This window comes from Blastococcus mobilis (assembly GCF_900188025.1).
Lineage (GTDB): Bacteria > Actinomycetota > Actinomycetes > Mycobacteriales > Geodermatophilaceae > Blastococcus_B > Blastococcus_B mobilis.
The window spans coordinates 227,804-241,091 of sequence record NZ_FZNO01000003.1 but is presented as its reverse complement, the minus strand read 5'-3'; the positions used below and the strand labels follow the sequence as shown (position 1 = coordinate 241,091).

The 13,288-nt window shown below is 72.8% G+C and carries 12 protein-coding genes and 1 riboswitch; of the genes, 8 read left to right on the top strand and 4 right to left on the bottom strand.

Going from position 1 to position 13,288, the window contains the following annotated elements; translation table 11 throughout:
* Positions 1–624 (bottom strand): aa3-type cytochrome oxidase subunit III, encoded by a 624-nt coding sequence (gene ctaE, locus CHB94_RS04465; RefSeq protein ID WP_368073846.1) that lies wholly within the window; start codon positions 622–624, stop codon positions 1–3.
* A 123-nt stretch (positions 625–747) separates the two neighbouring features.
* On the opposite strand from ctaE, the gene CHB94_RS04460 reads away from it, so the two are divergent.
* Together CHB94_RS04460 and trpD are read left to right on the top strand one after the other, a co-directional pair.
* A complete protein-coding gene (locus CHB94_RS04460; RefSeq protein ID WP_176445411.1) occupies positions 748–1,188 on the top strand; it encodes a response regulator in 441 nt (146 codons plus the stop codon).
* 7 nt (positions 1,189–1,195) lie between these two features.
* Complete coding sequence (trpD, locus tag CHB94_RS04455; RefSeq protein WP_089335367.1) at positions 1,196–2,248, top strand: anthranilate phosphoribosyltransferase; 1,053 nt, start codon at positions 1,196–1,198, stop codon at positions 2,246–2,248.
* Between the two features lie 92 nt (positions 2,249–2,340).
* Here trpD and CHB94_RS04450 read toward each other — a convergent pair whose 3' ends face one another.
* Both CHB94_RS04450 and CHB94_RS04445 read right to left on the bottom strand, forming a co-directional pair.
* Positions 2,341–2,628, bottom strand: a complete 288-nt coding sequence (locus CHB94_RS04450) for an Lrp/AsnC family transcriptional regulator (RefSeq protein ID WP_089335366.1) — start codon at positions 2,626–2,628, stop codon at positions 2,341–2,343.
* Complete coding sequence (locus CHB94_RS04445) at positions 2,625–4,457, bottom strand: DEDD exonuclease domain-containing protein (protein ID WP_089335365.1); 1,833 nt, start codon at positions 4,455–4,457, stop codon at positions 2,625–2,627. Before CHB94_RS04445 ends, CHB94_RS04450 begins: the two co-directional genes overlap by 4 nt.
* A 219-nt stretch (positions 4,458–4,676) precedes the next feature.
* Between CHB94_RS04445 and CHB94_RS24985 the strand changes: the two genes are divergently transcribed.
* The 5 genes from CHB94_RS24985 (at position 4,677) to CHB94_RS04420 (ending at position 10,815) form a co-directional block, all read left to right on the top strand.
* Positions 4,677–6,416 carry a D-alanyl-D-alanine carboxypeptidase family protein gene (locus tag CHB94_RS24985; protein WP_176445410.1) on the top strand — a complete coding sequence of 580 codons (1,740 nt, stop codon included), beginning with the start codon at positions 4,677–4,679 and terminating at the stop codon, positions 6,414–6,416.
* A 65-nt stretch (positions 6,417–6,481) separates the two neighbouring features.
* Complete coding sequence (locus tag CHB94_RS04435; protein WP_089335364.1) at positions 6,482–6,805, top strand: hypothetical protein; 324 nt, start codon at positions 6,482–6,484, stop codon at positions 6,803–6,805.
* A 188-nt stretch (positions 6,806–6,993) separates the two neighbouring features.
* Positions 6,994–7,175, top strand: a riboswitch (cyclic di-AMP (ydaO/yuaA leader).
* 16 nt (positions 7,176–7,191) lie between these two features.
* The gene (locus CHB94_RS04430) at positions 7,192–8,280 is read left to right on the top strand and encodes a C40 family peptidase (RefSeq protein WP_089335363.1); all 1,089 of its coding nucleotides are present in this window, start codon (positions 7,192–7,194) and stop codon (positions 8,278–8,280) included.
* A gap of 136 nt (positions 8,281–8,416) precedes the next feature.
* Entirely contained in the window at positions 8,417–9,682 is a 1,266-nt protein-coding gene (locus tag CHB94_RS04425; RefSeq protein WP_089335362.1) for a M48 family metallopeptidase, read from the top strand.
* Positions 9,679–10,815 carry a glycosyltransferase family 4 protein gene (locus CHB94_RS04420; RefSeq protein ID WP_089335361.1) on the top strand — a complete coding sequence of 379 codons (1,137 nt, stop codon included), beginning with the start codon at positions 9,679–9,681 and terminating at the stop codon, positions 10,813–10,815. The genes CHB94_RS04425 and CHB94_RS04420 overlap by 4 nt, the downstream gene beginning before the upstream one ends.
* An 87-nt stretch (positions 10,816–10,902) precedes the next feature.
* Here CHB94_RS04420 and CHB94_RS04415 read toward each other — a convergent pair whose 3' ends face one another.
* Positions 10,903–12,696 (bottom strand): AMP-dependent synthetase/ligase, encoded by a 1,794-nt coding sequence (locus tag CHB94_RS04415; protein ID WP_089335360.1) that lies wholly within the window; start codon positions 12,694–12,696, stop codon positions 10,903–10,905.
* A gap of 153 nt (positions 12,697–12,849) precedes the next feature.
* Between CHB94_RS04415 and CHB94_RS04410 the strand changes: the two genes are divergently transcribed.
* Positions 12,850–13,281 carry an SRPBCC family protein gene (locus tag CHB94_RS04410; protein WP_089335359.1) on the top strand — a complete coding sequence of 144 codons (432 nt, stop codon included), beginning with the start codon at positions 12,850–12,852 and terminating at the stop codon, positions 13,279–13,281.
* Positions 13,282–13,288 lie beyond the last annotated feature (7 nt).

The window sequence follows — 13,288 nt, the reverse complement described above, 5'->3', positions numbered from 1 at the left end:
CTAGCGGATCAGGTAGATCGTGGCGAAGAGCCCGACCCACACGACGTCGACGAAGTGCCAGTAGTAGGAGACCACGATGGCCGCGGTCGCCTGCGCGGGCGTGAACCGGCCCATGGTGGACCGGATGAGCAAGAAGACGAAGGCGACGAGGCCCCCGATGACGTGAAGGGCGTGGAAGCCGGTCGTGATGTAGAAGACCGAGCCGTAGGTCGACGACGAGATCGACGTGTGGTGGTCGATGACCAGCACGCGGTACTCGTTGGCCTGTGCGAGCACGAAGATCAGGCCCATCACGAACGTGATCGTGAACCAGCGCCGCAGGCCGTAGACGTTCCCGTTCTCGGCGGCGAACACGCCGAACTGGCACGTCACAGAGGAGAGCACCAGGATGACCGTGAAGACCGTGGCGTAGGGCAGGTTCAGCTCGGTCGGCTCCGGTGGCCACCCCTCGGTGGCCCGGGCTCGCGCCGTGAAGTACATGGCGAACAGGCCGGCGAAGAACATCAGCTCGCTGGAGAGCCAGATGATCGTGCCGACGCTCACCATGTTCGGTCTGGTCAGGGAGTGCACCCGTGAGGTGTCGAAGGTGCTGCTCGCGACGGGGGCCGTTGTCACGAGGGTCATCATGGCATCGGCAGGGGGTCGTCACGACCGCGGGTGCGCTGGCGTCGCGGCAAAGTGATCTGCTCTTTACCGACGTCGCCGCCTGCCGGAGAAGTGTCCTGGCCTGGCACTAGGCTCGGCGGGGTGAGCCCCGCCTCCGACGCCACCCAGGCCGACTCGATTCCGGCCACCGTGCTGGTCTACAGCCACCGCCCCGAGGTCCGGGACGCCGTCCGGACGGCGGTGGGGCGCCGCCCCGCAGCCGACGTCGGTCCCTTGACCTGGCTGGAGTGCGCAACCGGTGACGAGGTCGTCGCCGCGGTCGACTCCGGCGGCGTGGACCTGTGCATCCTGGACGGCGAGGCGCAGCCCACCGGCGGCCTTGCGCTGGCTCGTCAGCTGGAGCAGGAGGTCCCCGACCGGCCTGCCGTGTGCCTGCTCATCGCCCGGCAGCCCGACCGCTGGCTCGCGCACTGGTCCCGCGCGGAGGGGACGCTTCCGCTGCCGATCGACCCGCTCACCGCGCCCGGCATGGTGGCGGACCTGCTGCGCGCCCACGCGCGGCGTCCCGTCGTCCGCCGGTGAGGCGCCGATGAGTGCGGCCGCCGGGCATCCGACCTGGCCGGCTCTCCTCAATCGTCTGCTCGCCCGCGAGGACCTCGCGGCGGCCGACACCTCCTGGGCGATGCGGGAGGTGATGACCGGCGAGGCCACGCCGGTCCAGGTGGCAGCCTTCGCCGTCGCGCTCCGCGCGAAGGGTGAGTCTGCCGAGGAGGTCGCCGGCCTGGCCGCCGAGATGCTCGCCCAGGCAACCCCGGTGCAGCTGTCGCTCGACTGCGTCGACATCGTCGGCACCGGTGGCGACGGCGCCCACACGGTGAACATCTCCACGATGGCGGCGGTCGTCACCGCCGCGGCCGGGGCGCCGGTCGCCAAGCACGGTGGCCGCGCCGCGTCGTCCTCCTCCGGTGCGGCAGACGTGCTGGAAGCGCTCGGTGTGGCCATCGACCTGTCCGCGCCGGCCGTCGCGCGCTGCGTTCAGGAAGCCGGCATCGGTTTCTTCTTCGCGCCGGTGTTCCATCCGGGCATGCGGCACGCGGCGGCGCCGCGGCGCGAGATGGGGATCGGCACGGTCTTCAACTTCCTCGGCCCGCTGACCAACCCCGCCCGGCCCGTGGCCGCCGCCATCGGCTGCGCCAATGCACGGATGGCCCCGGTGATGGCCGACGTGCTCGCCGCGCGGGGTGGTCGCGCGCTGGTGTTCCGCGGCGACGACGGCCTGGACGAGCTGACGACGGCGACGACGTCGTCGGTGTGGGTCGTGCGCGACGGCGAGGTGGAACCCGACCGGCTCGACCCCGCGGCGCTGGGCATCCCCGCCTCCCCACCGGACGCGCTCCGCGGAGGGTCTCCGGCGTTCAACGCCGACGTCTTCCGACGGGTGCTGGGCGGTGAGCAGGGGCCCGTCCGCGACGCGGTGGTGCTGAACGCGGCCGCTGCCCTGGCCGCTTACGACGAGCGGTCGGCCCGGCTGCACGACGCGATCGCGGCCGGTATGGCGCGAGCCACGGCGGCGATCGACGACGGCCGGGCTGCCGCGCAGCTGGAGCGGTGGGTGTCGGTCAGCCAAGCCGCCCGAGGCTGAAGAAGCACCCCGTCCCGAGGCTCGCCCCGAGCGGTGAAGAACTCCGCTGCCCCTACCCCTCGCGGGCTCGGGGCGGGACCAGCAGCGGGGCTTCAGTCGGCGGTCTCGAAGCCGATCGCGAAGGCCGCTTCGAGGTCGTGCCGGGAGTAGGCGCGGAACGCGATGTGCGTCTCCGTCTCCAGCACGCCGGGCACCTTGTTGATCCGCCCCGCGATGACCTCGGCGACCTGGTCGAACTCACGCACCCGCACGAGGGCGATGAGGTCGACCTCTCCGGCGGTCGAGTAGACCTCGCTGACCCCGTCGAGGTCGGCGATGGCCGCCGCCACCTCGGGGATCGCATCGGTGGCAGCGTCGATCATCACGATGGCGGTGATCACGCCGGCGAGCCTAGCGGGGACCGCACCCGGCCGCCCGCGCCGGCGCTCACGCGGTCGGGTCGTGCCCGGGTGCCGAGCGACCGGTCGTCGGCGAAGGGGTCGCGGCCGGTGCGGCCGGTCTCCACGCGGGCCAGGAAGGAGCTGAAGGGCCCCGTGCCCGGCGCCGCGCTGGCGAGGGTGCCGGTGAGCTCGACGAGGCGGGTGCCGGGCTTCTCCATCCAGCGCATGATCAGCTCGGTCTCGTCGACCGTGGCGGCGAGTTCGTCGTCCGGCGCCGTCGGCGTCTCGGCAGTGGCGAGCAGGCCCGGGAGCATGCCGCGGACCGACGTCCCCTGTGGCGCTCCGCCCGCGGCGACCAGCCGACCGCGGCGGACGAGCGAGAGATGCCAGCCGCCGGAGCCGTCGGCGCGGGCCAGCACGAGCTCGGGGACGGCGGCCAGCGACTGGAGCCGCTGTCGGCGGCGCACGGCCCGCACGAGGACGGCGACGCGGTCCCGGAGCACAGCAGCGTCCTCGTAACGCTCCTCGGCGGCGAGCCGGTCGACCCGTGCCAGCAGCGGCGCCACCAGCGCGCGTGGGTCGTGGTCGACGGCCGCCTGGAAGACCGACGCGATGGCGGCGTACTCCTCCACCGACTGAGCACCGGTGCACGGGGCCCCGCACCGGCCCATGCCGGCCAGTGCGCACGCCGAGCCCGCCACCCGTGGCGAGATCCGGGTCGTGCACTGCCGTAGCGGCAGGGCCTCGTGGACGGCGGCGACCGCCGCGTCGGCGGCCCGCCGGTCCGGGAAGGGCCCGAGGAACACGCCGGCGCCGGGCCGTACCCGTCGGACGACCGACAGTCGCGGGAACGGTTCCTCGGTGAGCCGCACCCACAGCGCCCGTTCCGGGAACCGGGAGCGGCGGTTGTACCTCGGCTTGTGCTCCGCGATCAGCCGCAGCTCCCGGATGGCGGCCTCGAGGTCGTGCGCGCACGGGATCGTGTCGACCCGCTGGGACAGCGCCACCATCTCGGTGATCCGGCTGCGCTGCTCGCTGGCGGAGAAGTAGCTGCGCACCCGGCTGCGCAGGTCGCTGGACGTCCCGACGTAGAGCGGCTCGTCGCGGGGTCCGCGGAACAGGTAGACACCCGGCCCGCGCGGGACGCCGTCGGCGAGGTGGCGCTTGCGCAGCCGCTCGGGGTCCACCTGGCGGGTCAGGCCGGTCAGCTCCTCGAAAGAGGTGATGCCGAGTGGGCCCAGCCGTTCGAAGAGGCCATGCAGCACGTCGACGGTGGCCCGGGCGTCGTCCAGGGCGCGGTGGGTCGGCGAGGTGGTGGCGGAGAAGTAGGGCGCCAGCGTGGCCAGCTTGCAGTTGGGCACCTCGTCGCGGGTCAGCAGCCGGCGGGCCAGCACGGCGGTGTCCACCGATGCCGCGGCCGGCCAGGCGAGGCCGTTCTCGGCGCACGCCGCCTTGAGGAAGCCGATGTCGAAGGGGGCGTTGTGGGCGACCAGGACCGCGCCGCGGGCGAACTCGAGGAACGAGGGCAGCACGGTGCCGATGCGGGGGGCCGCGGCCACCATCATCGAGGTGATTCCGGTGAGCACGCTGATGTAGGGCGGGATCTCCCGGTCCGGATCGACCAGGGTCTGGAACTCGCCGAGCACGACCCCGCCGCGGACCTTGACCGCCCCGATCTCGGTGATCGCGCTGTCCTTCGGCGAGCCGCCGGTCGTCTCCAGGTCCACCACGACGAAGGTGACGTCGGACAGCGGCGTGCCGAGCTCGTCGATCGTGACCTGCTCGTACCGCTGGCTCGTCCGGTGTGGTGGAGCGGGGGAGGAGGGCACGGGCGGACGGTAGGTCGGGGTAATGACACTCCTGTGATGCCGCGCCGGTCCGTCCACCGGCGCGCGGCGTCGCAGGACCGGCCCCACAGGTCATGGGCGTAGCCCGGGAGAGGGGCCGTCGGCGCGCTCACCTGGCGAAATGCCGATGATCAGGACAGCATCACCCCGGATGGAGCCATGGCAACGCTGTGGCGGCCCCGCACACGCAGAGGTGGACTGATGCTCGCGCGCTCCCGGTGGCGCACTCGTGGGACGGCCGCGCGGACAGCGATCACGGTGCTCGCGGTCGCCGCGCTCGCGGCCGCGGCCCAGCCGGCGGCGGCCGCGCCGAGTGATCAGCCAGGCGGTACCTCGGCGGTCCTCGACAGCCGTGCCCTGGACGAGTTGCAGCAGCGGGCCGCCGAGGTGCAGACCGGGCTGCAGGAGCAGGCGTCGGAGGTGACCGCCGCCCGGGAGGAGCTGGCAGAGGCCGAGCAGGCCGTCGTCGCGGCGGAGGCGGTCGTGTCCGACGCCGCGGGCGAGCTCGCCGTCCACCAGGCGGAGGTGGCCGGCTACGCGGCCGCCGTGTACCGGGACGGGGGCGCTCTCACCCCACTGACGCTCCTGCTCTCCGGTGGGGATCCGGGGGACGTCGTCGCAGCGATGGGGTTCCTGGAGATCGTCGACGCGCACGCCGCCGAGGTCATCGGCGCTGCCGAGCAGCTGCGACAGGCCGCCCTGGAGCAGCAGCGGCAGGCATCGGCTGCGCTCGCGCAGGCGCGGGAGCGGGCGGACGCCGTCGCCGGCCGGGTGGCCGAGCTGGAGGCCGCGGCGGCCAGGGTCACCGACGAGCTGGACGAGGCGCTCGGCGTCGTGGACCGTCAGCTGGCGCAGCTGCAGCAGGAGCAGCTGGAGGTCAACGACCGGACCGCGGCCAACTGGCGGGCCTACGTGGAGGAGCTCGCCGCGGCCGGGATCACCGCCCCGCCCGCCTCGGCGCTGCTGGACCCGCCCGCCGGTCTGCCGGCCGGCCTGGTGCCGGTCGGCGCCGGCGGCGGCGGAGCCCAGCGCGGCGCGGCGCAGCTGCCCCGGCAACCGACCTCGCTGCTCGTGCTCCCGGCGGAGACGCTGACCGCGGTCACCGCGGCGATGGACGCCCTGGGGCTGCCCTACGCCCCAGGTACCGCGGGCCCCGAGTCCTGGGACTGCGGATCGCTGGTGCAGTCGGTCTACGCGGCCGCCGGTGTCTCCCTGCCAGGGAACCAGGCCGACCTCTACGCCGTCACCGTGCCGGTCGCCCCGGCCGACGTGCTGCCCGGTGACCTCGTCTTCCTGGGGACCGGTGAGTCCGGTCTGGGCCACGTCGGCATCGCCCTGGATCCGAAGACGATGCTGGCCGCTGACGCGCGGGCCGGGGCGGTCGTCGTCCGCACGCTGCCCGCGGACCAGGTCCTCGGCATCGGCCGCCCGAGTCTCGGCCAGCGGTCGCCGTCCCCCGTGCCCGGGCCCACCGGCGGCGCCCTCCGGGTGGAGTGCGGGAACACCGTCTACCCGTCCAGCTACGGCGGTGCCCGGGCCTGGGGCGGCTATCCGAACGGGCTCATCCCGCCCAGCGCCATGTGCCCCCTGGGCGCAGCGGGCCACAGGCTGCGTTGCGACGCTGCCGCGGCGTACCGGGCCATGTCGGTCGCCTACGCGGGGGCCTTCGGGACGCCGCTCTGCATCACCGACTCCTACCGCACCTATGCCAGCCAGGTGCGGCTCTACGGGCAGAAGCCGGCGTTGGCCGCGGTCCCGGGGACGAGCAACCACGGCTGGGGCCTGGCCGTGGACCTCTGCGGTGGGATCGAGCGCTTCGGCACGCCGCAGTACGACTGGATGAAGGCCAACGCCGGTCGCTTCGGTTTCCTCCACCCCGACTGGGCCGAGCCCGGCAACGGGCGCGAGGAGCCATGGCACTGGGAGTACGCCGGCAGCTGAGGCGCATCCGGCGGAAATGTCGGTGGCCACTCCTACCGTGCGGACAACTCACGGAGGAGAGACCCATGCTGATCGACTGCGACACCTGCACCGCCCGACCCATCGGGTGCGCCGACTGCGTCGTCACCGTCCTGCTGGGTGCGCCGCCGGGCTGGCAGACCACCGACCCGGTGGTCGTCGCGTTGCCCGGGCGCGCCCGGACATCGGACACCGGCGCGGCGGGCATCACGGCCGAGGACGCCGTGGTTCCGCCCGACGGGGTGGTCGTGGAGTTCGACGACGTCGAGCGCCGGGCCGTCCGTGCCCTTGCCGACGTCGGTCTCGTGCCGCCGCTGCGGCACCGGAACGCGGAGGAGGAGGGCCCCGACGGGGAACGGCGGACCGGTTGAGGAGTCCGGACGGAACGGTCCGCCGCACGTGCCATGGCAGTGCCGACGGCCACCTGAGCAGCGGGAACTGCCTCGATCGAGATCTTCGTCACGCCCGTCCCAGTAGCTTCCGGTTGTCACATCAACATCACGGTCGTTAGGGTCTGCCGGTCCGACCGAGTGGTCGTCACCCGCAGAGGGGTGACCTCGGACGGGCACCGCCTAATCGCCTGACGGCGCCTGCAGAGGTGCTCGACGGCGAGCCGGGGACCCACCGCAGTCCTGGGGTGAGTTCTCCTGTAGGGCCGGTTCGCCGGTGCGCAGGGGATAGGGCCAGTCTTCCCAGCCCGAACCCGTCAGCTAACTCGGTAGGCGGTTGCAGAGGAAGAAACGGAGAGCCGCCGCTCGTGGCGACCCCACACGCCGTACTGCCGCACGCCCTCGAACACTCCGCCACCGCCCGGCCGTCCGCTGACACGCGGGCTGGTCACGCCGGTTGGCTCCGCTCGGGTCTCCTCCTCGGAGTCACCGCAGCCCTCACCTTCACCGTCCTCCCGGGCACCGCGAGCGCCGAGCCCGACGAGGTGACCGATCCGGCGCAGATCACCCGCCTCGTCGCCGACGCCGAGCACGAACTCGAGGTGGTCACCGAGCAGCTCAACGAAGCGAAGGTGCAGCTCGAGAAGCAGCAGGCGGCCGTCGCGAGCGCCCAGCAGGCCGCGGCCGACGCGCAGGCACAGCTGGATGCGCTCGACGGTCAGGTCCGTCAGCTGGCGCGGTCGGCGTACACCACCGAGGGCTTCTCGCGACTGGACGTCCTGCTGACCAGCGACTCGGCCGATGAGCTCGTGCACCAGCTGGGCACGCTCGATGCCATTGCCGGGCACACCAACCAGCAGGTCGCACTGGTCGGCGACGCCGCCGACACGGCCGAGCAGGCGCAGGCGGAGGCCGACAAGGCCCAGGCCGAGGCGCAGCGGGCGGTCGACGAGATCGCCGAACAGCAGAAGGACCTCGAGGCGCAGATCGCCGACTACCAGCGGCAGTTCGCGGCGCTCACTCCTCCGCAGCAGGAAGCAGTCGCCCAGGCGCACGGTGGCACGGAGGCGCAGGTCGTCCCCAGCGGCGTGGTCGCCCCCAGCGGTGCGGCGCAGGTGGCGGTCGACACGGCCCTGGCCCAGGTCGGCGACCCCTACGTCTGGGGTGCCGGCGGGCCGAACTCCTTCGACTGCTCCGGCCTGACCCAGTACGCCTACTCGGCGGCCGGCGTCAGCCTGCCGCACTCGAGCAAGAGCCAGTCGCAGATGGGCACGCCGGTCTCCGTCGGTGACCTGCAGCCGGGTGACCTGCTCTTCTACTACAGCCCGACCAGCCACGTGGCGATGTACGTCGGCAACGGCAAGATGGTCCACGCGTCGACGTCGAGCAAGCCGGTCATGGTGGTCGACTTCAACTCGATGAGCGGGTTCACCCACGCCCGCCGCATCGCCGGCTGACCTCCGCACCGCCTCGGCCAGGGCCGGTGACCCCACAAGGGGTCACCGGCCCTCGTCGGGTGGCCCTCCTGCAGGGTCCCGACGCGAGCTTGCGAGTGGCGGGGGGCAGGGGGGTCCTTTCTCTAGGATCGGCCGGGTGACTGCCCGTCGGGCCGCGCTGGCCGCCGCGGTCGTCCTCGGCATCGCGTTCGCCGTCGTCATCGCCGTCCGCACCCCCTGGGTGCCGCTGCCGGATCCGGTCGGCGGACGCACCCCGGTCGACCCCACCGCAGGTCTCTCCGAGGCGCAGCTGAACCGTGCCGAGTCTTTCGCGGCGGCCCTCCGCCCCGCCTCGTTGATCTCCCTGCTGCTCGGCCTGACCGTCTCGGCGGTCCTGGGCCTGACGCGGGCCGGTGCCCGGCTCGTGCGGGCGGTCGCCAGGCCGCTGGGCGGGGGATGGGTCTGGCAGGTCCTGCTCGGCGTCCTCGCCCTCGCCGTCATCGGACGGCTGGCCACGCTGCCCCTGGCGGCCTACGGCGAGGTCGTGCGGCACCGTTACGGGCTGTCCACCCGGAGCTGGGGGCTCTGGCTGCGCGACGTCGCGGTCTCCACGGCCATCGATGCCGGGCTGACCGCGCTCGGCCTGCTCGCCCTGGTCTGGTTGGCCCGCCGGGCGCCGCGGACGTGGTGGGCGTGGGCCGGAGCGGGGGCCGCCGCTTTCGTGGTCGTGGGGTCCTTCCTCTGGCCGGTGCTCATCGAACCGGCCTTCAACCGTTTCCAGCCGCTGGCAGAGGGCCGGCTGCGCAGTGACCTGCTCCAGCTGGCGGAGGAGAACGGCACGCCGGTGCAGGACGTGCTGGTGTCGGACGCCTCGCGCCGGACGACGGCGCTGAACGCCTACGTCTCCGGGTTCGGCACCACCCGCCGCGTCGTCGTCTACGACACCGTCCTCGAGCGGCTGCCCGACGAGCAGATCGAGTCGATCGTGGCCCACGAGCTGGGCCACGTCGCCAACGACGACGTCCTCACCGGCACCCTGATGGGCGCGCTGGGGGCGGGCGCCGGCGTGGCCGCGCTGGGCTGGCTGCTCTCGTCGCCGACGCTGCTGCGCCGGGCCGGCGCGGAGGGTCCGGGAGATCCCCGTGTGGTTCCGCTGGCGCTCTTCCTGATCACCGTGGGCACGCTGCTGTCCGCGCCGGTGCAGAACGGGGTGTCCCGCCACGTCGAGGCGCGGGCGGACGTGCACGCCCTCGACCTCACGGACGACCCGGAGGCGTTCGTCGCCATGCAGCAGGACCTCGCCGCGTCCAATCTCTCCGACCCCGACCCGCCGGGCGTGTGGCACTGGTTCTTCGGTTCGCACCCGACCGTCGCGCAGCGGCTGGCGCTGGCTGCCGACTGGGCGGAGCTGAACCGTCCATGACCCGCACGCTGGTCGTGACCAACGACTTCCCACCGCGCCAGGGCGGCATCCAGACGTTCGTCGCGGCCCTGCTGGCCCGCCGACCGCCGGACTCCGTCGTCGTCCTGGCCTCCGACGCCCCCGGGTCGGCCGATCACGACACGGGGCTGCCCTATCCGGTGGTCCGGCAGCCCACCGGCATGCTCCTGCCCACCCCCGGCGCCACCCGCGCCGCCGTCCAGCTCGCCCAGCGGCACGGCTGCGACAGCGCCTTCTTCGGCGCGGCCGCGCCCCTGGGGCTGATGGCGCCGGCGCTGCGCGACGCCGGCGTTCGCCATCTGGTGGGCGCCACCCACGGCCACGAGACCGGCTGGGTGGCGTTGCCGGGGAGCCGGCAGCTCATGCGGCGCATCGCCTCCGGCCTGGATGTGGTCACCTACATCAGCGACTACACCCGGGACCGGCTCGCGCCGGCCCTCAGTGGGCGCACCCGGCTGGCCCAGTTGTCACCGGGGGTCGACGTCGACCTCTTCAACCCGGAGGTGGACGGCTCGGCCGTCCGGCGGCGGCACGGTCTCGGCGACGCGCCGGTCGTGGTCTGCGTGTCCCGGCTGGTCGCACGCAAGGGGCAGGACGTCCTGGTGGCCGGCTGGCCGAGCGTCCTCGACCGGCACCCCTCCGCGCGGCTGCTCCTGGTCGGAGGCGGCCCGGCGGAGGCCACCCTCCGCCGGGCGGTCGTGGCGCGCGGTCTGCAGGACTCGGTCGCCTTCACCGGCCCGGTCGAGGCGGCCCGGCTTCCCGGCTACTACGCGGCAGGAGACGTCTTCGCCATGCCGTGCCGGACCCGCCGTGCGGGGCTGGACGTCGAGGGCCTGGGCATGGTGTTCCTGGAGGCCGCCGCCTGTGCCCGCCCGGTCGTCGCCGGCACCTCCGGCGGTGCCCCGGAGGCGGTGCGCGACGGCGTCACGGGGCACGTCATCGATCCGCGCTCACCCAGCGCGGTGGCCGACGCGATCGCCGGCCTGCTGTCCGACGCGCGCCGTGCGCGGGCCATGGGCGAGGCCGGCCGGGCCTGGGTGGAGCAGCGGTGGTCGTGGACGACGATCGCTGCCACCTTCGCCGAGCTGCTCGAACCCGGGGCCGCACAGCACTGAGCCCCGCCCCACGACTGCGGGACGGCGGAAGGACCTCCTCCTCCCCACCCCTCGCAAGCTCGGGGCGGTTCCCTGGAGGGGGCCGCCTCAGCCGGCGTACAGGTCCTCGACCTCGGTGCCGAACTCCTTCATGACGACGGTGCGCTTGAGCTTCAGGCTCGGGGTGAGCATGCCGTTGTCCTCGGTGAAGTCGGTGCCGAGAATCTTGAACTTCTTGATCGCCTCGGCCTGGGAGACCGCCTTGTTGGCGTCCTTGACCGCTGCGTCGATCTCGGCCAGGAGCTCGGGGTCCTCCCACAGCTGGTCGGCGGTGTGACCCGCCGGCTTGCCCTTGGACTCCAGCCAGGCGGGGAGCGCCTCCTGGTCCAGGGTGATCAGCGCGGCGATGAACGGACGCTGGTCGCCGACGACGATGCACTGGCTCACCAGACGGTGAGCGCGCAGCCGGTCCTCCAGCACCGCGGGGGCGACGTTCTTGCCGCCGGCGGTCACCAGGATCTCCTTCTTGCGCCCGGTGATCTTCAGGAAACCGTCCCGGTCGAGCTCGCCGATGTCGCCGCTGTGGAACCAGCCCTCGGAGTCGATTGCTTCCTTGGTGGCCTCCTCGTTGCGCCAGTAGCCGCGCATGACGATGCCGCCACGGATGAGGACCTCGCCGTCGTCGGCGATGCGGAACTCCACACCGGGAAGCGGCCGCCCGACGGTGCCGATGCGCAGCGCGTCGTCGTGGTTCACCGACGCGGCGGCCGTCGTCTCGGTCAGGCCGTAACCTTCGTAGACGGTGACGCCGATGCCGCGGAAGAAGTGGCCGAGCCGCTCGCCCAGGGGTGCGCCACCGGAGATCGCGCCGAGGCAGCGACCGCCGAGCGCGGCCCGGAGCTTGCCGTAGACCAGCTTGTCGAAGAGCGCGTGCTGCGCCTTCAGGGCCAGCCCGGCCCCACCCGTGTCCTGCGCGCGGGACCAGGCGATGGCGACCTGGGCGGCCTTGTCGAAGATCTTGCCCTTGCCGTCGCCCTCGGCCTTGGCCTTGGCGCTGTTGAAGACCTTCTCGAAGACACGCGGGACGGCCAGGACGAAGGTCGGCTTGAACTCGCCGAGGTCCTGGACGAGGTTCGAGACGTCGGGGGTGTGGCCGATGACCGTGCGCGTCTTGACGGCGCCGACCTGCATGACGCGGGCGAGCACGTGGGCCAGCGGGATGAACAGCAGGAGGGAGCCCTGCACGTTCATGAACCGGCCCAGCAGGTTCATCGCGTTGCCGATCTCGAACAAGAAGTTCGAGTGGGTGAGCTCGCAGCCCTTGGGGCGGCCCGTGGTGCCGCTGGTGTAGATCAGGGTGGCCAGGCTGTCGGCCGAGAGCGTGGCACGGCGGGCCTCGAGCTCGCTGTCGGGGACGTCCTTGCCCGCCTGGACTAGCTGGTCGACCGCGCCGTCGTCGATGACGTAGACCGACCGCAGATTGGGTGTCTGGTCACGGACGGACTCGACGGCCGCGGCGTGCTCGTCGCGCTCGACGACCACGGCGGTCGCGCCCGAGTCGGACAGGATCCAGGCCACCTGATCGGGGCTGGACGTCTCGTAGATGGGGACGACGGCGGCGCCGGCGGTCCAGATGGCGTAGTCGAGGACCGTCCACTCGTAGCGGGTCTTCGCCTGCAGGGCCACCCGGTCACCGGGTGCGACGCCCGCGGCCACGAGGCCCTTGGCGACCCCGGCAACCTGGGCGCCGAACTCCTTCCAGGTGACGTCCTGCCACTGCCCGTTGCGCCGCACGCGGAGGCCTACCTCGTCGCCGTGCTCGGCGACGTTGGTGGCAAGCATGTCGGTCAGGGCCTCGTCCGGACCCACCTCGGTGATCGCAGGAACGCTGAACTCGCGCACGCCTGGTCCTCTCCTCCCCGCCGTCCGGGGGCGCCGTCGCCCGCGGCCCCGGCCAGGGACGTCGCGTCGAATCTAGCCGGAATTCCTACCCATGAGTAGGGCAGCGTCGGGCCACCGGCTCGCTGAACGGCGGAAACGGCTAGCCTGCTGCCCATGGCCGACCAGTCCACCCAGTCGATCGTCGTCGATGCGCCTGCGGCCGATGTCATGGCGGTCATCGCCGATTTCGCCTCCTACCCGCAGTGGGTCGCCGCGGCGAAGAAGGTCGAGGTCCTCGAGACGGGGCCCGACGGGCGCGCGCAGCGGGTGCACTTCGTGCTCGATGCCGGCGCGGTCAAGGACGACTACGTCCTCGACTACACCTGGGACGGCGACCGCGCGGTGTCCTGGAACCTCGTCAAGGGCCAGATGCAGCGGCGCCAGGAGGGCAGCTACACGCTCACCGAGCGGGACGGCGCCACCGAGGTCACCTACGCCATCGCCATCGACCTCTCGATCCCGATGCTCGGCATGATCAAGCGCAAGGCCGAGAAGGTCATCCTCGACACGGCTCTCAAGGAGCTCAAGAAGCGCGTCGAGGGCTGATGTCCCC